10 protein-coding genes are annotated in these 20,864 nt (G+C 69.2%); 3 read left to right on the top strand and 7 right to left on the bottom strand.

The genetic code is table 11. The features are described 5' to 3' along the window. Positions 1 to 4 precede the first annotated feature (4 nt). From Vse01_RS27325 to Vse01_RS29930, 3 genes are all read right to left on the bottom strand, one after another. A complete protein-coding gene (locus tag Vse01_RS27325; protein ID WP_093401853.1) occupies positions 5 to 2,404 on the bottom strand; it encodes a hypothetical protein in 2,400 nt (799 codons plus the stop codon). After that, complete coding sequence (locus Vse01_RS27320; protein ID WP_275415546.1) at positions 2,401 to 8,325, bottom strand: DEAD/DEAH box helicase; 5,925 nt, start codon at positions 8,323 to 8,325, stop codon at positions 2,401 to 2,403. Before Vse01_RS27320 ends, Vse01_RS27325 begins: the two co-directional genes overlap by 4 nt. A gap of 735 nt (positions 8,326 to 9,060) precedes the next feature. Continuing rightward, positions 9,061 to 9,189 carry a zinc finger domain-containing protein gene (locus Vse01_RS29930; protein ID WP_444980325.1) on the bottom strand — a complete coding sequence of 43 codons (129 nt, stop codon included), beginning with the start codon at positions 9,187 to 9,189 and terminating at the stop codon, positions 9,061 to 9,063. A 318-nt stretch (positions 9,190 to 9,507) separates the two neighbouring features. On the opposite strand from Vse01_RS29930, the gene Vse01_RS27315 reads away from it, so the two are divergent. Genes Vse01_RS27315 through Vse01_RS27305 form a run of 3 tightly spaced genes read left to right on the top strand, consistent with a single transcriptional unit; the run spans position 9,508 to position 16,541 of the window. Then, entirely contained in the window at positions 9,508 to 10,620 is a 1,113-nt protein-coding gene (locus tag Vse01_RS27315; RefSeq protein ID WP_093401855.1) for a restriction endonuclease-related protein, read from the top strand. Continuing rightward, positions 10,617 to 13,961, top strand: a complete 3,345-nt coding sequence (locus Vse01_RS27310; RefSeq protein ID WP_093401856.1) for a pPIWI_RE_Z domain-containing protein — start codon at positions 10,617 to 10,619, stop codon at positions 13,959 to 13,961. The genes Vse01_RS27315 and Vse01_RS27310 overlap by 4 nt, the downstream gene beginning before the upstream one ends. After that, the gene (locus tag Vse01_RS27305) at positions 13,962 to 16,541 is read left to right on the top strand and encodes a pPIWI_RE module domain-containing protein (protein WP_093401857.1); all 2,580 of its coding nucleotides are present in this window, start codon (positions 13,962 to 13,964) and stop codon (positions 16,539 to 16,541) included. Between the two features lie 60 nt (positions 16,542 to 16,601). Here the strand turns inward: Vse01_RS27305 and Vse01_RS27300 are convergent, their stop codons facing one another. From Vse01_RS27300 to Vse01_RS27285, 4 genes are all read right to left on the bottom strand, one after another. Continuing rightward, positions 16,602 to 18,089, bottom strand: coding sequence for a tyrosine-type recombinase/integrase (locus Vse01_RS27300; protein WP_093401858.1), 1,488 nt, complete (start codon positions 18,087 to 18,089; stop codon positions 16,602 to 16,604). Then, complete coding sequence (locus tag Vse01_RS27295; RefSeq protein WP_093401859.1) at positions 18,086 to 18,481, bottom strand: hypothetical protein; 396 nt, start codon at positions 18,479 to 18,481, stop codon at positions 18,086 to 18,088. The genes Vse01_RS27300 and Vse01_RS27295 overlap by 4 nt, the downstream gene beginning before the upstream one ends. Beyond that, positions 18,478 to 19,368 (bottom strand): DUF2637 domain-containing protein, encoded by an 891-nt coding sequence (locus tag Vse01_RS27290; protein WP_093402044.1) that lies wholly within the window; start codon positions 19,366 to 19,368, stop codon positions 18,478 to 18,480. The genes Vse01_RS27295 and Vse01_RS27290 overlap by 4 nt, the downstream gene beginning before the upstream one ends. Positions 19,369 to 19,740: 372 nt before the next feature. Next, positions 19,741 to 20,628: a replication-relaxation family protein gene (locus Vse01_RS27285; RefSeq protein ID WP_093401860.1), complete on the bottom strand. Its 888-nt coding sequence runs from the start codon at positions 20,626 to 20,628 to the stop codon at positions 19,741 to 19,743. Positions 20,629 to 20,864 lie beyond the last annotated feature (236 nt).

Genomic DNA, 20,864 nt, shown 5'->3' with positions numbered 1-20,864 from the left:
GATGTCACGTCATCGGTAACCAAAATGGACCGGGATCACTCCCCCGTTGGTGCCCTTTGACGAAGGTGAACCCTTCGGGAAGCCTCGTGTCGGCGTTCGGGCCCCAAACCTTGCGGACGTGCCGGGCATAGTTCTCCTTCGCCTGGTCGCTGGCGCGGTACCCGTGCGGAAGCGCCCGGCAGTTGGGCGGCACCCAATGCTCGCGGGTGCGCTCCCGCAGCGCCGCGTGTCGCTGTTGCGCCGCGGCGTAGTCGGCGTGCTGGCGGGCCGACTGGCTGGGCCACCACACGAACGTGTCCGGTCCACCGCTTCCCGGCTTGTCGGCACGTCCCGGGTTCGGTTCACAGGTGAGCTTGCCGGCGTCGACAAGACGTTCACAGGTGTAGATCACCTGCCACATCAGCGGCGGGTTGTCGAAGTCTGCGCCGAACAGGACGCCGAGCAATTGTTTGCCGGTCAGCCTGCGGGAGCCGAACGTGCCCTCGATGCCGTGACGGCGAAACGCGGCGAGGATCAGCCGCCGCAGCGGGTCAATCCCCTGGTATTTCGCCGGCACCGTCGGCGGTGCCGGTTCGTCGTCTGCGTCCGGCTTGGTGTTGTCAGTCAACTCGGGTGCCGGGTCGGGGTCGAGGTCGATTCCAAGGGCGGTGGCAAGCAGTCGATGGTCGGAGTCCCAGCGGAACTCGTCACCGTAGGGCAGCGGCCGTTCGAGCAACGTCGTCGTAGCGGCCAGTCTGCGGGCGCCGCGGGCGAGCGAGACCATGACCTTGATCCCCGGGTAGAACGACAGCGGCCAAGCGACGCCGGTCAGCGCCCCGTCGCCGTGTTCGACCGTGTGGATCCTCTCGTCGTCGGCGAGGTCGTCGCCGTCGTGGTGCAGTTCGATGACGAGGGCGCCGTCGGCGAGCATGGCGGCGATCCGGTCAGGTACCGGCAGGGTGTCGTTGTCGAGGTGGATTGGTCGCAGCGCGACGGTGTACACGGCGATGTTGTCGTCGAGGTGTTCGACAACGACCTCGTCTCCGGCGGGTTCTTCTGTCTCGGTGTCGTCCGGTTCCGGGTGGGTCGTGTCGGGGTCCGGACCGGGTTCCCGCTGATCTGTGCGGGTGCCGGTGATCACTTCGGTGTCGTCAGTCGGTTGCTGGATGTCGGCCGGATCGGTCGCGCCGGTACCGTCATCGGTGCTCTGGGACGGCGGCTGTGACTGGTGGTAGCCGAGCCCGAGGGGTCGTAGCGGGTCGACGTCGCGCAGGTCCGCTGGGACCGGGGACGGTTGCGCCAGCCACACACCGCCCACCTGCCACGGGTCGTCGACGCGCAAGTGGACTCCGTTCGGCTGCAACCCGTCGACGCCTGCCGCGGCGTGATCGGCGACGGCGAGGTTGGCGTGCACGACCGCTTCGGCGGCCGCGGTAAGCTCGAACGGGTCGACGTCGACGTCTCCCGGGTCGGTGGCGAACACCTCGTCGACTCTGCCGGCCAGCAGCGGCCACACACCGGTGAACCGTGGTCCGGTCCCCGACCGTGCGATGGTGTGGACCAGGTCGTCGAGGTCTTCCCCGCCCAGCAGGCCAGGGTCTTCCCGCCGGTGGTGGTACCGGTCGACCGGGGTGGCGTAGCCGCCCCATCGACGCAGGTGCGGTGCGACGTCCAGCAGTTTGTCGATCGTGTGCAGCGCCGTCTGCAACGCTACGGCGAGGGTGTCGTCGTCGTGCGGGTCGATCAGCAGACCGCCGAGCGGGCCACCGACCAGTAGTGGTTTGCCGGCGGTGAGCAGATGGTGAGCATACAGGGCGACGTCGTCGAGGCCGGCCAGACGAGGACCGCGGTAGCAGACCTGTCCTGTCAGGTGTCCGCGCTCGTCGAGGAGCACACCACGCTGGCGCAGCCGGTGAAGTTCGGTGCGTTCCCGGGGTGTGAGTGGTGCGCCGAACGCTTCCGGGTCGACGATCACCCGTTCCGACCGGCAGCCGGTGTCGTCGAGGACCGCCGGTGCTCCGGACAGGCGTGCAGGGACCCACCCGTCGGGGTGGACGCCGTCGGCGGCGCCGAACCGGGCGACGACCTCTGCCCACAGCGACTGCTGACCCCGTTCGATGCGCACGAACGTGCCGACGGGCAGCGCCGGCAGCGTCGCGGCATCGGTGGTCAGCCGCACGAACATTTCGGGGTCGAGGACGGCGGCCTGGTAACCACGGGCCTGGGGATCGAAGCCGAAGTGCAGCGCGTTGAACGCGGTGGTGGTGTGTAGCGGCGCCCGGCGAACGTGGGCGACCTGCTCGAGGTAGGCGATGACGGCCGCGCGTACCGCGTCGGGGATGTCGTCGACCTCGCGTAGCAGATCGTCGGTGAACAGCGGTTCGTCGTCGAACGGTCGCCATGTCGGTGTCGCGGTCATCGTCATCGGGCGGCTCCTGCCTGCCGCGCCGCGGCGCGGGCGTTGTCACGGTCGACGTGCCGGCGAAGCCGCCAGACCCGGCCGCCGTCGGTCAGGACCGCCTCGCCGGTGGCTTCGAGCCGGGCGAGCGCGTCGGTGACGTGGGTGAGCTTCATGCCGGGGTCGACACCGCGCAGCCGGTGGTAGAGCAACTGCGGCCACAGCGGTCGCAGCCGACCGGAGCGGCTGTCGCGGTAGGCTTCGTCGCCGCGCAGGACCCGGTGCAGCATCCCGGCGGTCAGGCCGTGGAAGTTGTCCCACAGCAGCGCCCGCAGGTACCGGTCGGCCGCCGCCTGGTATGGCGCGCCGTCACGGTCGGCGGCCGGCCGCGGCCGCGGGGTGTTCAACGCGTTCAGCAGCGCCGGTGTCGGTGTGGTGTCGGCGCTCGACGACCAGCAGGTGGAGCAGCGGCACGCGGCGGTGCTGCAGGTGCCGTCGGGTACCGACCGCCCAGGCTGACCGAAGTACTCGGCGAAGCCGACGTTGGCGCACCGGGCCTGCTCGGCATACCAGTCCCGCAGCGCGGTGACTTCGGTGTTCAACCGGGCCCGGTGGGCGTTCATCCGGGTGGCGAAGTCAGCGGGCAGCCGGCCGGTCCGGTCGAGCATCCGCACCGAGACCAGGGTCTGGGCGTTGCCGGCCTGGGAGACGTCGACGACGCCGAGGTCGTGCAGGGTCGCCAGCAGCGCCCAAGTGCCGGCGACGTCGTCGGCGAGGCCGTCGTAGCCGGTCACGGCTGCGGCGAGCTGTTGGTGGACGTCGGTGAGCTGGTGACGTCCCGGCCGGGTCGCGGCGAGCTGCTGCAAGACCGCGGACGCGTCGGCGAGGGTGTCGTCGCAGCGGATCGGATCGTCGAGCGGGGTCAGCGTGACCGTCGCCGGGAAGTCGCCGCCGTCGTCGACCGTTCCGGCCGCGTCGAGAGCGGCGAGCGCCCGGATCACCGTGGTGCGGTACATCGTCATCGTCGCCGGTTTGCGGGCGTCGTCGAGCGACATCCACCCGGCGTCGACCTCCTCGCCGATAACGATGTCGGCGACGTGGTCGGGATTGAGCACTCCGCTGCCCCGGGCGGCGGCCACGACCGCGTTCCCGATGCGCTGCAAGGTCGGGTTCGCCAGACCTTGCGAGATCATCCACGCGACGGTCCGGAAACCACGGCCGGTGCCTAGGGCGAGCCCGTACGACGGTGCGGTGATCTCCGCGGGGTCACAGCCAGCCTGGTCACGGCCGGCGCGGCCGAGTTGCTGGTACAGCCCGGCGAGGTCGGTGGGTGGGGAGACCACGAACACGCAGCGGATGTCGCCACGATTGACCCCGAGACCGAACGCGCTGGTCGCCACGATCAGCAGCGGAACGTACCCCTCCTCCCCCTTCTTGGGCGCGTCGCGGAACTCGGTGAGGACCGCCGCTTTCTCCGCCTCCGACAGCCGGCCGTGGAAGCGGCGCACCCGCCGGGTTTCGCCCTCCCCCACGAACTCGCGCAGGTGCGCGTACAGCGTGTCGACCTCCCGGACGGTTAGGCAGTAGAAGATCGCATGGTCGTCGCAGGCGGAGGTGACCGCTTCGGCGAGCCCAGCGACGACGTTCGGACCGGCGGCCCGGAACGCCCGCCGGTAGATCGCAAGTTCCGGCCGTAGCGGGTCCGCGGTGACGGTGACAAGACGTTCACCGGCGGACGGGGTCTCGGGCAGACCGAACAGGCCGCTGCGCAGCCCGGCGCGCACCCCACGGTTGGCGGTGGCGGTGACCGCGGTGACCCGGACGCCGTGCCGGTCGCGCAGCTCAGTCAGCAGACCGGCGGCGCGGCGGAAGCTGGGGCGGAAGTCGTCGCCCCACTGCACGAACGTGTGAGCCTCGTCAACGGCGACCCGCCGCAGCTGCCCGTTGGCTGCCCCGGTGCGCAGCAGCTGCTGGAACCGCCGGTTGCCCAGCCGTTCCGGGGAGATGTAGACCAACTTGATGCCGTGGTCGTGGACACTGGTGAGCTGTTCAGCGACCTCAGTCTTGCCGCGGCGGCTGTTGGACTCGGCCATCGGCCCGACGAGGGCACGGACGGCGCCGCCGACGCTGGCGTTGAGTTCGAGGGCCTGGTCGGCCATCAACGCCACGAGCGGTGACACGACGACGGTGACGCCGGTCAACGCGAGCGCGGGCAGCTGGAACGTGTAGGACTTGCCGAAACCGGTCGGCAGCAGCGCGAGCACGTCAGCGTTGTCGGCGACCGCGCGGATCACCTGCTCCTGCTGGTCGCGCAGCTGCAGTGGGACGTCGGAGAACCGCAGGTACCCGGCGATCTGGGAGCAGCGTTCGACGAGCAGGTCACCCAGTTTGCCTTCGGCACGGGCAGTGGTTTCGGTGTCGTCGTCGATGCGGGCGGCGAGAATCTTGCGGGTGGCCGGCAGCAGGGTGTGTTCAGCTAGCGCATCAGCGGTGCACAGCTCGTCGGCCCGCGCGGCAGTAATCTTTCCGCAGTCGGCGAGGAACCGCCAGATCCGCTCCCAGCCGTCAGCCATCGTCGTCAGGTTCCCACCGGCGGCCTCCCCCGTGTCGGGGTCGGCGACCAGCAGCCCGGGGTCGAGCGACTCGAGGAACACCCGCCGGTAGCTTCGCCGAAGCGCGGTCTGGCCGGCGAGTTTGCGGTCGCTGATGATCACGACACCGCGGTGGTGGGCTGACCGGATCAGCCGGCCGACGGCCTGCCGCAGATCCATCGCCGCTAAGGGCAGGTAGTACGACTCGGTCGCGACCCGGTCCGGGTCCGGATGGCCGGTGTCAGCGGCCCGGCGGGCGACCGCGGCGCGGCGGGCGGCGACGACCGGATCGGCGAACGGCGCGAATGGCAGCTTGTTGATCCACACCAGCGACAGCCGCTCGGCGGGAAAGTCGACCCCCTGCCACATCCCGCGGGTCGCGACGCAGAACCCTCCGGTTTCGGTGAACGCCCGCGCCGCCCGCGCGTTGCCGAGGATCGGGGCGACCGCGACCGGAACGTCCGGCGCGACCGCGGGCAGTTCGGCGAGCAGCCGTTCGGAGATCGCCGACGCCGCCCGTGTCGACGTGGTCAGCACCAGCGCACCACCGGTGAACGCACCGGTGGCCGCGCTGCCGTAATCACCGGCGGTTTCCGGGCGGATGACCTCTCGGGCGTAGCCGGTGAGGTGGTGGGCGACGGTGCGGACCGCACCGTCGGCCTGCTCCGCCCAGCTGGGGAAGTCGGTCAGACACACCAGCCTCGCCTGGGAGGCGAGGTCGAACGGGCCGGGCAGGTAGTGGGCGTCGACGTCGGATCCCAGTCCGAGCCGACTGCGGATGTAGTCCCATCGGCCGGACACCTGCAGCGTCGCCGACACGTAGAAGATCCGGTCGAACCTCGACCGGGCGAGCCTCCACTGCGGGTCGTGGGCAAGTTCGATCGGCGCGGACGTCACGGTGAACGCGTACCGGCGGGCGGAGACACTCAGGCCTTCCAGCTCCAGTTCGGTGGCGAACACGACCCGATTCGACACCACCGGCGCCAATGCGGAGTCGTCCGGCGTGAGGTCCGGCCCAGCATCGTCAGCGCCGACCTCGCCGAGGCGCTCCTCGAGCGGGTCCATCGGCGCTTCGGTCGCCCCCGACTCATGGTCGTCGACGCCCGGAGCGTCGTCCCCACCGCTGCCGGCAGGTTGGTCGGCTGGCGTGCCCGGCTGCCCAGCAGCGTTCCCTGCGTCGGGGCGGGGAGGGTCGAGGATGGCATGGGCATCGGTGACGATCTGGTCGGCTGCTTCGGCCAGGGTGCACACCCTGCTGGCAAGTGACGTCGCCCGTTCCCGTTCCCACCACGACGCCGCCTGCATCTGCTCCGATCCGAGGTGACCGGACAGTTGCCGGTAGACGAGCCCGGCGACGACGGCGAGGCGTTCCACCCGGGCGAGCAACTGCCGCGCCGAGGCGCTGCCGCCGAGCCCACCGAACGGGCTCGCCAGGGTCGCCGCGCGATTGCCCGGCTCTCCGCCGGCGGCGTCGAACACCGCCTGCGCGGCCCGTGGCATCACCTCAGTGTCGAGCATCGCCTCCAGGTCGGCGATCTGCTCCCCCAGCGCTGCCGGTTCCCCGCGCTGGCTGGCAAACCAGCGACGCAGCTCGGCGACGAGGTTCTCCACCGCCCGATAGTCCACCTCGGCGCTGGCGGCTCCTGTCGCGGCGTGTTCGAGGGAGTGCGACTCGTCGACGACGAGCAGGGTGTCGTCGGCGAACGCGTCCGGGTTGCTCAGCAGCAGCGCATGGTTGGCGACGACGAGGCGATTGTTGGCCAGCGCTTCGCCGACGGTGTCGGTCATATGGGCAAGCGGCGACGCGGAGCCGGTCCCGTAGTCGTCGGACTCCTGGCTCACACTGCCCAGCCACAACCCCAGCACCGGGCCGGCTGTCGTCGAGACGTACTCGGCGAGGAAGATCGGAATGTCGGCGGTGTCGACACTTCGTGCCACCCACGCCTGCTGCGCCGATGTCGCGGTGGCCAGCCGCTGGACCAGGTACACCAGCAGCTCCCGGTAGCCCGGGTGGGCGGCGAACCGGTTCCGGCGATCCCGGCGGCTTGCTCCGGCGGCCACGGCGACCGCGTCGGTGAGCGCGGCGACGAGTGCCCGCAGTGAAAGCCGGTTGCGTTTACCTTTCACCAGGTCGGCGACGTCGTCGAGGCCGGGCACCACCATGGCGAGCCGGGTGATGTCGGCGGCTAGCTGGGTCTGCAGCTGTTTGGTGAACGTCGCCAGGACCACCCGTCGGCGGGAGTTGCTGGCGAGCCAGTCGAGGGCGGTGGCGAGAACCGCGAGGCTCTTACCGGTTCCCGTCGGTGCTTCACATAGCGCATCCCGGCCAGCGTCGACCTGGCGGGCCAGAAGTTCGGCCATGTGCTGCTGCGCCGGCCGGCGTTCGACCGAACCATGCGCGGCCGCCAGGGCGAGTGCGTGCGGGTCCACGTGACCGGTGCGGTCGAACAGTCGCTCCGGCACCGTCAGGTTCTCCGGTACGGCTCGGCCACGCCGGGTTGGTTGCCGCAGGTCGCCACTGCCGAGCACGTCCGCGAGCACCTGGGCGACCGAGCCGTCGTCCGCGGCCGGCCGACCAGATGGTGCGGATAGCAGCGACGCGAGCAGGTCCCAAGCAGGTGACCCGGCACCGGCGGCGAGCAGCAGATCCCGCAACGGCCCGTCCCAGCCTGAGACGGTGTCCGCGGCGTGCCGCAGCAGCCGGGCTGTCAGGTCGGCATCGTCTGCGGCGTCGTGCCAGCTCAGCCCGGACCGGCCGACACCTACCTCGTCGGCGAGCTCCGCCAAGCGATGGGAACGGGCGGTCGGCCAGACCGCGTGGGCGAGGTACAACGCGTCGGCTCGGCGCAGCGCGCCGAACGGTGGCTGCTCAGCGCGGGTGGCCGCATCGTCGAGCATCGGAAAGTCGGCGCCGGTGCCGTTGTAGGCCACGAGGACGTCCGCGTCCGTCAAGTAGTCCCGCAGATCGTGCAGCGCCTGCTCGACAGGGATCGCGTGTGCGGCGTACTGGGCGCGGACGGCCGCGGACCGCAGCTGCTCTTCCCAGTCAACGTCCGGCAGCCGCACCCAGGCGGTGAAGCGGGGTGCCTCCTCGACCCAGCGCCGTTCCGACGACAACCGCACCGCACCGATCTGATAGATGCGCCGGTCCCCGTCGGGGTGATCCGCAGTGGGACGCACAACAGCTTCGACGTCAACGACGACAGCCCGGGGAACCTGCGCAGTCACCGCCGATCGATGGCCGGAAGGGTGTGGCGTTGCGGGCGCGTCGGCTGCCCTGAGGATGCCGTTGTCGTCGTGGATGAGCCCAGCGCTGAGTGCCGAAGCGGCGATCCTCTGAAGTCGCGCCTGCGTCATCGCCGGCCAGCGCTGCCGCGCGGCTTCGAGAACCTGGCCGCCGTTACAGGGTCCGATGTCCGAGATGAGCCGCGCGAGTTGCTGCTCGCGGCTACCTGCTCCGTCCGTTGTGCCGTCCCTTCCGCCCGTTCGGCACACCGCCCCGGCGTGCGGCGCTGACACCTGCTCGTCTATCGCACGTCCCGATTCGTCCTATCAACCCTGCATGCGACTGCCATCGTGGCCGATCAACTCCTGCAGGGCACTTATTAGTACGAGCAGCCGCCGCTAAAGATGTTGCTAGTGAGGCGGGGTGAACGCGAGACGGCCGCTGTGTAACCGTCTATGCGTTGTGGACATATTTTCAGATCTGGCGGTGGCCGTGTGGACCTGACCGGACGCGGGCGCGCCCGTTGGACCAACCGATGGAAGGCCGCACTCAACGCCTTCGACATCATCCTCAACGATCGCGTCGGCGCCAGCCGCTGCTAGACCACACCAGACAGACAACTACTCAGAAACCAGTAGTTGCACCGAGACCCGGATGGACCACCCCCTGACATCCGCAGCTACTGATGCGCTGCCGATCGCGATGAGTGCGTACTGTAACGAGACTGCAGGGCCCGCTGGGAGGGGGTCGTAGGACCGAAGTTGTGTCGGGAAGAAGACAAACGGGACGTACGCGCCGCTGATAAACCGCAAGCGCCCGGCTCGAGACACGTCGGTGTCCTACAAGGATCGCCTCGTGGCATCCGTCTACCCGCAGACGTGCTTCGGGACGATCCGCGCAGCGTTAACGACCCGGCCCAGTCCTCGGGGGACCTGGCTCCCGACCGGACACCGCGAACCCGGCTCGGCCCGGCAAATCGGGCACCCGACCGCCACGGATTACCAAGCGGGGACTTCGGTCTGGTTACCGACAGAATTTGCATTGCTTGAGACGCAGTCGGCCTTCTCGAGTCATTACTCCGATCGCGGTTCAAGCTCCCTGGGCAGAAGCACAAATGCCAGTTCGAAGCTCAAGGCGGAGTTGACCTTTCGGATGGGGTGAGGACTCCAATCGCACGAGCGAGCACGCGGGGCCACCGGCCGCCTAATGCGAGGACGCTTCGCACATTGAATCGGGCTGCCCGGTTGTCATACCGATGCGGTCCAATGGAACTCACCCGCCTTGCCTACGTCTCTCTCACGCGGAGTGCACATATGATCGATGCACCTTCAGACCCGCCATGGCTGCCCACCCCGCAGGTTGCTGTTGCGCAGCTCGCCAGCGGGATCCTCGAGTACGCCCAGCAGACCGCATCGGGTGACGCGTTCCGGCTGCCGTACCCGGCAAACCTGCAGCTCGCGCTGGATCGGCTGACCCTGCTCGCCTGGCATCAGGGTGCGCCCGCGCCGGCCAGCGTGGTGGAGCTGCTTCAGCTTGCACAGGAGCCGTTCGGCGACTGGAAGATCGACCTCACCGGGACCGACGTCGACCCTGACGAGGCGTTGCTCATCTACGGCCGCCCGACGGCGGCCTGCGAGGAACTCGGCAGCCTTCGTGGGGATGTCGAAGGCGAGATCCGCGAGAACGCGCTGTTGCGGGCGGTGATGGACAAGTCCCGGACCCACAACGCACCGCGGTCCTACATCGCGTTCCGCGCGCTCCTGATCCGACAGCCGGCGATCGCGGCGATAGAGCTCGACGCACGGCTGGCCGATCCTGACTTGGCGCTGCTGGCGGATGAGGTGCGGCAGGCGTACGTGGAGGCGCCACCGGAGGCGATGGCGGATGGCGTGATCCGGACCTGCGGCGGGTGCAGCGGTCTTCGATTGCCACTGGATGACGACCGGACCTGGGTCTGCGAGGACGAGACCTGCCCGGCACCCGGTACGACCGGGACGGACCACCCCGCCAGCGAGGGCGTGTGGTGGTTGCGGCGTGAGCTACGCACCTTCATCACCGCACCGGGTCGTGCCGAGCTGCGCATCGCCGACGCGATCGGGAAGCTCGGCGTATCGGTGGCGTTGTGGCCGGACTTCGACGCGTGCGACATCGCGGTCTTCGCGGAACGACCGTGGGTCGCCGACATCAAGGCCTGGCGCAACCCGGTACGGCTGGCCCGACGGCTGCGGGAGCGGCTGTTCACCGTGTCGCCGGAGGCGGAGAGGGCCTACGTCGTCATCGGCCAGGAGCAGGTCAAGGCACATCCGCGGTACGTGGCACGGCTGCGGAAGGCGTGCCCCCAGGTGCGGCCGGGCCAGCGAATCGTGGCGGTCTCCGAGGCCGAGTTCATCGGTGCCGTGAAGCGGCGGGTGGAGGCCGAGACATGAGGCATATCAACACCATCCGCAACCGCTTCACCCGCGCACTCCGCGGCCACTACACCCCGACCGGCGACCAGCCTTCACCCTCCCGGCTGATGGACACCGAACTGTGCCTGTATCTGCTGGAAACAGTCGCCGCCGACCAGGCCGCCAGCGGAGTACCCGCGTTGCTCGACGGGTACCGGGCGCTGTGGGACGCGGTGCCGCGCCCGCCAGCCGACGCGGCGGTCCGGCTCGCCAACGCGCGAGCCCTGCTGTGGCGCAGCCAACGCCCCTACGGGTGGGACGAGTTGCTGCGGGCTTACCGGTCTGCCCCTGAGACAGTGCGGGGTTACCACCTGGACTCGCTCGGCCGACCGGTACGCCGGCAGTGCAGCGTGGCGACCAACCGGTGGGACTGGTACGAGCAGCTACTCACCGAGCCGCTGCCCTTCGCCACCACCAGCGTCCGGTTCGCCGCACCCGGCCGATACCGCATGAGCTCCACGGCGCGTGGTCACGGCCTGACCGTGCCGGACAACCTCCCACCCGCGCCGACTCCGGCTCTGCATGATCTGGCCGTCCGGACGCGTGCACCGATTGAGGTCACGTGGCAGGAGTTGGTGGAGACCGCCCGAGGTATGGACGCCACCGATCTGCAGGCCGGGCATTCCCCTCATCGATGGGAGGAGCGCCTACTGGACGTCAAGCTGCAGGTCCGGCTGGCCGACGACACCTTCGGCGACGCCACGACCCTTTGCATCGATCGGATCCTGCACCTGGTCGGCATGGTCAGCGTCGGCAAGAGCACCCTCGCGGCGATCCTGGCAACCTGGGCAGCGCAGCACGGCCTCCGGGTGACGATCGTGGTCGGCGACAACTCGGCAGCCCTACGCATGGCGCACGAGCTGTCCTGGTACGACGGCGTGGTGGCGGCGCCGGTCATGGGGCAGAACCGCACCCGGCATGCGGAGCGGCTGCATCGGCTCCAGCCGCCGGCGCCCGGCCGGCTCCTACCCCTCGAGCCGTACGGGTTCGACCTGGTCAGCACGGCCTGCCCGCTCGATGCGGTCCGAGACAAGGCCACCCCACTTGAGGTACGCGAGGCGCCCTGCCAGCACCTCATTGAGACGGATCCGGACGCGCCGGTGGATGGCTGGCGGGACGGGGCACGGCGCACCTGTCCCCTGTGGCATCGATGCCAGCGGCATGAGGCCGCGCGCCGGCTGGTCACGGCGGACGTGTGGATCGCGACGCCGTGGAGTCTTGTGCACACCCCTGTGCCCGGACCGTTGAGCCACGAGCAGATGCGGTACCTGGAGGCGGCGTGGCGGCGCAGCGACCTGATCCTGGTCGACGAGGCCGACCAGGTGCAGGCAAACCTCGATGAGATGTTCGCCAGCGCCCAGGTACTGCTTGGGCCCAGCCAGGAAGCGTGGATCGACGAGATTGGGGCGCGGGTGGCGGAAAAGCTGCGTGCAACCGGCCGCGCACCGGTCAGTTCCCGGCAGATCCGCCGGTTCACCACGGCACTGAACCAGGCCCGTTCCGCAGCAGACATCATCTACCAGCTGCTGCAACGGGACCGGGTTCGCGCCGGCAAGCCGGTATTGAACTGGCTCGACCCCGACTACTTCACCGCATGGACCCTGTTCAATAGCCTTGCTCAGGACTGGGCCGGCTACGCCGCGGCAAAGGGCCGCAGGCCGGACCCCGGCTGGGACAACGATGAGCTCTACAAGCTTCTGCGCGAGCAGTTCAACGCCTTCATCGACGACCCGACCGGAGCATCCGGCGAGGTCGCCGGGGGTCTAGCCACCTTGGCCGAGGCGCAACTGTCCGACACTGAAGAGGAGATGCGGGAAGACGCCGTCCGGCAGTGGCTGACCGAGCTGAGCGATCGAGAGCTGGTCGAAGGTAGGAAGATCGCACCAGCGGAGCTCGACCGCAACGTGTGGCGGCTGGAGTTGGCGGTCGCCGTAGCGGTGATGGCTCACCGGCTCAACCTCATGCTCGCTGTCTGGCCGGAAGTCGCGGCCGAGCTGGACATGTTCGACACACTTCCGGCGGAGGTACGCCGCCCGCCCAGCGACCTCGCCGTCGCGGTACCCGAGTCCCCGATGGGCAACGTACTGGGCTTCCAGTACGTCGAGGACGAGACCGACCGCCGTGATGGCCAGCTGGGCGAGTTCCGGTTTTTCCGCTACACGGGCGTAGGGCGGGCCCTGCTGGTTGGCCTGCCAGACCTATTTCGCGCCGATGGGCCGGGCCCGAACGTACTGCTGTTGTCCGGGACCAGCTGGGCCGGAACTTCGCCTCGCTACCACATTGATGTGCCGGTCGAGGCGATCCTGCGCCCGTCACCGCAAAAACTCGCCGCCATCTCCGAGACCACATTCGCCCTGGACATCCAGCACCAAGGCGAACGGAGTACACCGATCTGGGTGTCCGGCCGCTACGGGGAGGAACGCGCGAGCGCCCTGCGGCAGATGGTCGCAGCCCTAACCCAGCCCGGCGCGGGTCCCGGGCGACCGAACCGCCTGGAGCGGGAACGAGCCGCCCTGCCGCCCGGGCGGGAGAAGGTCATGCTGCTGGTCGGTAGTTACGCCGAGGCCCGCACCGTCACCAACGAGCTACTTCGGCGCAAGGCCTCCTGGGAGGGGCAGGTGCGCTGCCTCATCGGCGACGACGAGTTGGAAACTGGCTGGGACGACGGCCACTTGCTGCGCCGTGGTGACGTCGCGGACTTCGGCACCGATAACGCGTGGCTGCTGGTCGCCCCCATCCTGGCCGTCGAGCGCGGGCACAACATCCTCAACAACGACGGCGTGGCCGCCATTGGCGCCGCGTTCTTCCTGGTACGTCCCCACCCGCGGCCGAAGGATCTCAGCTACGTCACCCAGCGGATCAACCAATACGCCCTCGAACAACTACGCCCGCACCCGCTCGATGACGACTGCCCGGCACACGAACGCCTCGTAGGTGCCGGCAGCCAGCGACGCCGAGCCGCGCAGCGCCAGTGGCGGCGGCTGCTGCACGCCCTGGTCGCCTACAGCCAGCTCGGCACGGACGAACGCCAACGCGTGGCCTGGACCCAACTCGTAACCATCTGGCAGGTCGTCGGCCGGCTCCTACGCGGCGGCCAAGCCGCGAAGGTCTACTTCTGCGACGCCGCCTTCGCACCGGTCACCGCACGCAGGAGCGACACTGACACCGACGTCGACGACGCCAGCACCAGCCTGCTGCACGGCATGCGCGAGGTGCTCAACCCGTACTTCGAACCCACCAGCGCCAACACCGATCGGCACCTGGTCCAGGCGCTCTACCAACCTCTGTACCGCGCACTCACCAATATGGGAGACCACTGAATGGCACCCCGCTACGACGACCTCGCTGTCACCGTCCTGCGTCTCGATCCCGCAGCCCCGATCCAGCGCACCTACCACCTCATGCGGTTCCCAGGCCGCTGGAAGGAGCCGTTGCGCCGGCTCGCCCAGGCGCAGCGCGGCGGCGACGTCGCCAGCATCCCGATCGCCTCACTCAACGACGCGATCACCGCCCTCGTCCCCGACTGCGTCGTCACGCTTCCGTACGCCGGACGTGGCGACGACGACCAGGACTGGCTGCTCGCATACCGCGCGGTGAACCCGGCGGCCATCTTCAACCTGGTCGCGGCATGGGTACGCGCGCAGAAGGGCACCCCGGAGCAGATCTCCCTGACCCTGTCCCAGCTGCACGCCAGCCACCTCACCTGGTCGCCGGTTCACCTCAACCTGACCGCGCCGGAAGATCGACAGCGCGCCATGCGCCTGCTCCCGATGGAGATCGCGGCGACCTTATCTCGCCCGGGCGCGACTTGCCCGCATAACGAGTTGCGGTTCCTACGTTGTCCGAGCACCGACGGCGCGGAGCTCATGTCCTGGCCGCCGGAGCGGATCGAGGACCAGACCCCGTTCTCGGTCAAGATCGGAGTCAGCGTGCAGACCCTGCCCACCAGTGATGAGCTGCTGGTCTATCTGTCGTACGGCGTGCGGCGCTGGATGCCCGTGCGGGGCAAACTCGCCTTCGACCACGGCCACTCGGTGTACCTGGCGCCGACCGTGCCGTATCTGGCCGGCCTGGAGAACTCTCGTCACTTCGGCACGGCTCGGATCAAGCAGGTCAAGGTGACTGAGAGGGACGGCTCGAGCAGCTATGGACCACGCTGGGACGACGCCCTCGCGAGGGTACTGAAGGAAGCCGGTTGTCTCGATCGCCTGCCCGACCCGCAGCAGCTGGTCGACAAGCCACTGGACTACCTACAGCGCCACGGCGACGCAGCTGCGCTGGTCTACAGCACCGGCATGCTCTCAGCTGAGAAGGTCAGCGCCGGGCTGTCGGTCGCCGACCGCCAGCCGCTGATGGACTGGGTCATCAACGAGCTCACCCCACACCTCCGTCCGGCCCCAGCGCTCCCCCGCGAAAAGTGCACTGTGTACAAAGGGCTTAGCGGCATCAGCGAAAGTCAGGTTTCGGCCACCTACCTCCGTGAGATCGTCGGGCCGCGCCTGGACATCGAGCTGCTCACCGACACCGACCGAGCCACGCAATACGCCCTCGACCGGCTCGCCACCCGTCTCGGTGTCCCGATGCCCAGTGCCGAGCAGCTCGACGAGGCCGGGGCTTACATCGACCTTGGCGCGGTGACCCTCGGGATTCGGCGGCTGGCGGCACCGACGATTCGCGCCGACCTTGACCGGGTCGGACGCCGACCCCAGGCCGCGGTGGAGGCTCGCATCGAGCACATCGCCGACGCACTTGGCCAGACGGCAAACCCGACAATCGCCTTGGTCGAGATCGCCCACCCCGACGCCTATCAGGGCCGGCGACGCGGCGACGATCCCAAGTTCGCCATCCGGCACGGCCTGCTGCGGACGGGACGGCTCAGCCAGTTCGTCACCCCGGTTGCCGAGCCAAAGCGTCCCCCTCGCGCCCGTGAGGGCAGGGAGCCCTCTGACCCGAACCGAGAGCGGTTCGCCGCAGCCGTCGATGATCTGTTCCGGCAGCTCGGCGTACGCCCCGAACCGCTGCCTGCGCCGGCGCGGAATACCCTACTCCGGCAGCCTGCTCTCCTGGCCATCTGGATGATTCGCCAGAACAAGGGACGCGTCTGGGGGCTCGCGCGACAGGTCCCGGTCGCCGTGCTCGTCGACCCCACCGGTCAGCATGTGGAAGTCCGTGCACCCAAGGTGCCCTGGCAGCCTCTGCACACCGGGCTCGTGGAGATCGCTAGGCAGTACGTCAACGTGGACCTCAAGTGCGGCCCCGACGACGTGGTCCGGTTCGCCAAGGATGTCATCGATGAGGCCACCAGCGCTTTCCCCGACACCCTGCTGCTCACCCATGCGCAAAACCTGCGCGGCGCCTGGAACACCCTCACCAACGGCCGCATCCAGCTCGACAGCCTCGGCTTCGGCGCCGCTGAACCTCAGCCGATCAGCAAGCTGCCCGGCCTGCGTCATGTACGCGTTCGCACCGCTGAAGGCGGCGAGACGCCAGAGTGCTACGGCGTAAGCGACGATGGCACAGGCCAGCCCAAGGGTCTGTGGCGCTTCCTGGTCCCTCGGGTGTACGGCAGCACTACGGGCAAGCCCAGCACGCATTCTGGGGCATTGAAGGGCGTGTCGAAGCTGATCCCCGGCGAGCACAACGGCAAGCTCACTGCCCCAAAGCCGAAGGCCCAGGTGTGGAACCCACAGTTCATCGAGCTGCTCGTAGCGGGAATTCAGGATGGCGACCAGCCGGGGCACTGGGCGGCGCTGGCGCACGAGCTGCGGGATGCAGCACCGTACGTACGGGGTACCACCGTCCTGCCGTGGCCGCTTCACCTCGCGGAGCAGATCGAGGAGTACCTCCTGCCAACCAGGATCACTGACCTCGGTTTGCAAGAGGTCCTCGGGGACGAGTAGGGCCGTGGCCTCCCTGGCCCTCTCTGGGCGAGCGAGGCCACGACCGCGAGCATCTGCCGCTCAGCCCGGCCGCCTATGCGATTGCGCTCCGCTGCCCCGCCGTCGGGGTACCACAGCCGCTGTTGCCTCGGCGGCGGTGTGGGACAACTCCGGGAGGACGTCGCCGTAGAACTTGGCGGTGAAGTGTGGGCTGGAGTGGCGGAGTCGGTTGGAAATGATTTTCATCTGGACGCCGGCGGCGAGGCCCATGGTGGCGGCGCCGTGGCGGAGGTCGTGGAGTCGGATGGGTGGTAGTCCGGCTTGGGTGGCGAGGTGGTGGAAGTGGTTGGTGACGTCGGCGGGGTGGAGCCGCTCACCGGTCGGGGTGGTGAACACCAGCCCTGTCCTGTTCCAGGTGACACCCGCGGCGAGGCGTTCGCGGTGTTGCCGGGTGCGGTGGGCGCGCAGTACCGCGACGGTTTCGGTGTCGAGGGCGATGGTGGCTTCGCTGTCGGTGGTTTTGGGGGTGTCGATGGCGGTGGTCCAGCCGTGTTGGACGAGTTGCCAGCGGACGGTGAGGGTCCGGTTGTCGAGGTCGAGGTCGTCCCAGTGCAGGCCGCAGGCTTCGCCTCGGCGTAGGCCGGTGAAGGTGATGAGGTGGTAGAGGGCGTAGAGCCGGTCGTTCGCGCTGTGGGTGTGGTCGAGGAATTTGCCGGTGTGTTCGGGGGTCCAGATCATGACGGGGCTGGGGGTTTTGCCGGTCTCGCGCCACGTTTTGATGCGTTGATCGGTCCAGATGGTGGGCTTGGGTGGTCGGGCTGTCGGTAGTTCGACCATGAGGGCAGGGTTGCTGTCGATGTAGCGATGGCGGCGCATGGCGTCGTTGAGGGCTTTGCGCAGGGTGGCGTGGATGACGTGCATGGTTCTGGGGCCGACGATTCGCTGGTTCGTGACCTGGTCGCGTTTGGCGGGGTCACGGCTGGCACGCAGGGTGGCGATGGTGGTGTTGCGGTCGGCAATGGCGTCGTACATGGCGTCGATGTGACCGGGGCGGAGCCGATCGATGCGCAGGTGGCCGAGGTGCGGGATCAGGTACAGCCGGATGTGCCCTTCGTAGGAGCGCAGCGTGCCGGTCTTAATGTTCTTGCGCCCGGCGAGCCAGTCGGTCAGGTACGCCTCCATCGTGGGTAGCTCGGTGGGGGTGATGTCCAGGTGCAGCGCCCGGCGGATCTGGTCGGGGGTGGGGACGGGTACGCCGGTCTTGACGGCGGTTTCGATAAGGTCACCGGTCTTGACGGTGGTGTGCGGGTCGGTGGGGTCGGGGACGGCGAGCGCCGCCCGGATGCGATCCAGGATCGTGTCGGCGTCGGCCTGAGTCGTGTAGGGGCCGTGGCGGAGTGGGCGGCGGGTGCCGTCGGCGCGGGCGGGGATTTCGATTTGCCAGTGCCAGTGGCCGTGGGTGCGGGACCAGCCGCCGCCGGGCCGGCGCAGTTGGGGGCAGGAGCGTCCGAGTCGCCGGCCGGTGGTGGTGTCGCGGCAGCCGCAGCGTTTGAAGGTGGATCCCTTCACGGGTTGTCTCCTGGGTGCTCGGCGTGGTGCCGCCAGCGGCGGCGGTGGTAGTCCGCTGGTGGCGGGGTCGTTGCATCCACGCTCGCCACGGGTCCGGAATCAAGTCCCCGACTGTCGTCAAGGGGCGGGGCGGGGTTGTCGAGGAGGAGGAGTCGGAGGAGTCCGGCGACGGGGACGATGATGCGGGTGCCGGCGCGGATCAGCGGTGCGGGAAAGGTGTCGGTGGCGGCGAGTCGGTAGGCCTGGGATCGGCTGATGCCGAGAACGGCTGCGGCGGTGGGCAGGGTGGTGGCGGCGCCGAGCGCGCGGATCCGCTCGGCAGTCCACGGCGTACCAGCAGGCGGGTGTGGGCTGGTCGTTCGGGTGTCGCTGGTTGGGGTGTTGGTGTTCATGGTGTCGGTTCTCCTGACTGCGGTTGAGGCTGATGCGAGGCGAGCGAGGTGGTGGGCGTAGGAGCGACGAGCACCGGGGCCATCGGTGGGGCACTGTCACCGGGCGCTCCCCCGGCCTCCTGGTGATGAGACGCGGGCGCCGCAGGCTGGTCGGCTTTGAGGATCTTCAGTAGGTGTGATGCTCTGGTGTTGGACACGGTGTGTCCGCTGGAGCGCAGCGCGGCTGCCAGGGCGGCGCGAGTCAGCGGCTTGCCTTCGGCGGCACGCTGCTCTTGAACACGTCTGGCGGCGGCGAGCAACTCGTCGGTGGGGTGGGTGGACGGTCCGCGTCTTGAGGTCCGGCGTCGGTGGACCGGTCCACCAGTACGGGAACGGTCCGGTCCGTGGTGATCGTGATGGTTGCCGGTGTCGTGGACGGTCCGCGCGTTGGATTGTCGGTCCGAGTCCGGCGGGGTGGACCGGCCGTCGCAGTCCCTGTCCGTCTCGGCCGCGATGACGGTGGTGGACGGGTCCGCCGGCTTGGCGGTGGGCGCGTCGGCGTGCACTCGGCCGGAGGTGGCGTTGGTGTAGCCGAGGGCGATCTTGACCATGACGAGGAAGCCGAGCGCGGGCACGGCTGCGGCGATCCAGCCGATCGGTGACGGTTCGGCTTCCACGACCTGCGCCGCGAGGGACAGCGTCACCGCGCAGGCCAGCACCGTCGCCGGGAACACCACCGACACGCCAGCTCGTTTACGGCGGCGGAGTTCCAGTCCGGAGGCGATGGACATCAGTTCCAGTACGATCGCGTCCGCCCATGCCAGCCAACCTGGCTGGCCGTGAGCGGCAGCGACGTCGCGGACGTGGGTAAAGCTGGCCGCGCCAGCCGCCCCGCCGATAGCGAGCATGATCACGACCTGGACGAAGCCCTCGGCCCGGCTCCGTCCCGAACTGGCACCCGGATCACCTGATGCAGTCGTGGCGGACCACCTCCCCGGACCGGACCACAACCGCCCCCGATCCCCAGGACCGGACGGATGGACGGGCGGTCCCGATACGCCCGTGCGGTGGGGTGGGCGGACCGGTCCAGGCGGGGAGCGCGGACCGGCCGGATGAGGGCCGGGACGATACCTCTGCCCGCGCACTGTCAGGGCGGTCCGGTTCTGTCACCGGTCTGTCGGCCACCTCCGGTGAGACGCTGACAGACCAGTGACAGAACCACCCCGATGTCGTGTCGTACGCGGACGAAGTGGGGACGGTGTTCGGGAGGCTGTCGAGGTTCACGCCGCCTCCCCCGCCAGGTCACGAGCGTCGGCGACCCACATCGCCAGGTCGGCGAGCGTCGATCGTTGGCCGTCGCCGCCGGCCGCGGCCCACACCGCCTGCGCGGGGCACAGGCCCGCCGTGGTGGCGTGGTCGCGGGCTCCGGTGGCCACCGGCACCAGCGGCGGCATCTCGGCCAACACGCGGCGTAGGTTGCGTTCCCGGGCGGCGGAGTGCAGCCAGAACAGCACCGGCCACACCCGCCCCAGCGCGGCGAACCACTGCCGGTAGCCGACGAGCTTGCTGGTCAGCACCGACAGCTGCTCGCCACCAGTGTCGTACTCGACGAAGAACGGCACCCCGACACCCCGCGCGGTCCACAGGCCGTAGCCGTCCGGACGGACCCGAGGCTGAAAGGCGCGCACCAACGCCGGATCCTCCGGCCGCGTGAACACCGCCGACCGCTGGCACGCCGCCTCCGACAACCACTCCCCCAGCCAGGCATCCGGGTGGGTGCGGGCGTAGCCGGCGAGGTCGGTGAAGAAGCCGTTCACACCAAGCCGGTGCTCCAGGGTGCGGCTCGACGTCCACCGGCGCCGCTCCACCCGCGCGTGATCACGCCGCGGTGGCCGCTCATCGCGGCCAGCGGCCACGACCTCCGCACCGAGCTGGTCGATGACGTAGTGATACGGATACGAGCCGCCGTCGGCGCGCTGCGGCCGGAACCGCCCCACCAACCGCAACCGGTACAACGTCAACAACCGGCGCTGACAGAAATCCAGCGAAGGGAACAGGGCATGCGCGATCTGGAACGAGGTCAACACCCCGTGGTCGTACAGCCAGCCCAGCAACACCCGATCACGGGCGGTCAACTGCGACTGGACCCGCAGAACCGGATCATCCATCCACCATCACCTCCTTCTCCGATACGTGTGTGGTCTCCCCAGGGGAGAGACCCGAGACCAGCAGGGGTCTCTCGCAGGACAGCCAGCCCATCACTGACAGACCGGCTGACCTGCGATGTGAGGACGAATCGTTGGTCCGTCCGGGGGTCCGGTCGAAGACCGACACCAACCCGGACGGCAAGCCCGACCCCCGAACGGGGGCCAAGCCGAGAACTGTCACCACCACCGGCTACAGC

The organism is Micromonospora sediminimaris (assembly GCF_016863575.1).
Classification (GTDB): domain Bacteria; phylum Actinomycetota; class Actinomycetes; order Mycobacteriales; family Micromonosporaceae; genus Micromonospora; species Micromonospora sediminimaris.
The sequence above is the reverse complement of the archived record's forward strand: the minus strand, read 5'-3'. Positions and strand labels throughout refer to the sequence as shown.

Excerpts from the sequence above, each read along its gene's own strand:
- Vse01_RS27295 (WP_093401859.1), bottom strand. The coding sequence starts at position 18,481 with ATGAACACCAACACCCCAACCAGCGACACCCGAACGACCAGCCCACAC.
- Vse01_RS27325 (WP_093401853.1), bottom strand. The coding sequence starts at position 2,404 with ATGACGATGACCGCGACACCGACATGGCGACCGTTCGACGACGAACCG.
- Vse01_RS27290 (WP_093402044.1), bottom strand. The coding sequence starts at position 19,368 with ATGCTCGCTATCGGCGGGGCGGCTGGCGCGGCCAGCTTTACCCACGTC.
- Vse01_RS27310 (WP_093401856.1), top strand. The coding sequence starts at position 10,617 with ATGAGGCATATCAACACCATCCGCAACCGCTTCACCCGCGCACTCCGC.
- Vse01_RS27285 (WP_093401860.1), bottom strand. The coding sequence starts at position 20,628 with ATGGATGATCCGGTTCTGCGGGTCCAGTCGCAGTTGACCGCCCGTGAT.
- Vse01_RS27320 (WP_275415546.1), bottom strand. The coding sequence starts at position 8,325 with ATGACGCAGGCGCGACTTCAGAGGATCGCCGCTTCGGCACTCAGCGCT.
- Vse01_RS27305 (WP_093401857.1), top strand. The coding sequence starts at position 13,962 with ATGGCACCCCGCTACGACGACCTCGCTGTCACCGTCCTGCGTCTCGAT.
- Vse01_RS27315 (WP_093401855.1), top strand. The coding sequence starts at position 9,508 with ATGATCGATGCACCTTCAGACCCGCCATGGCTGCCCACCCCGCAGGTT.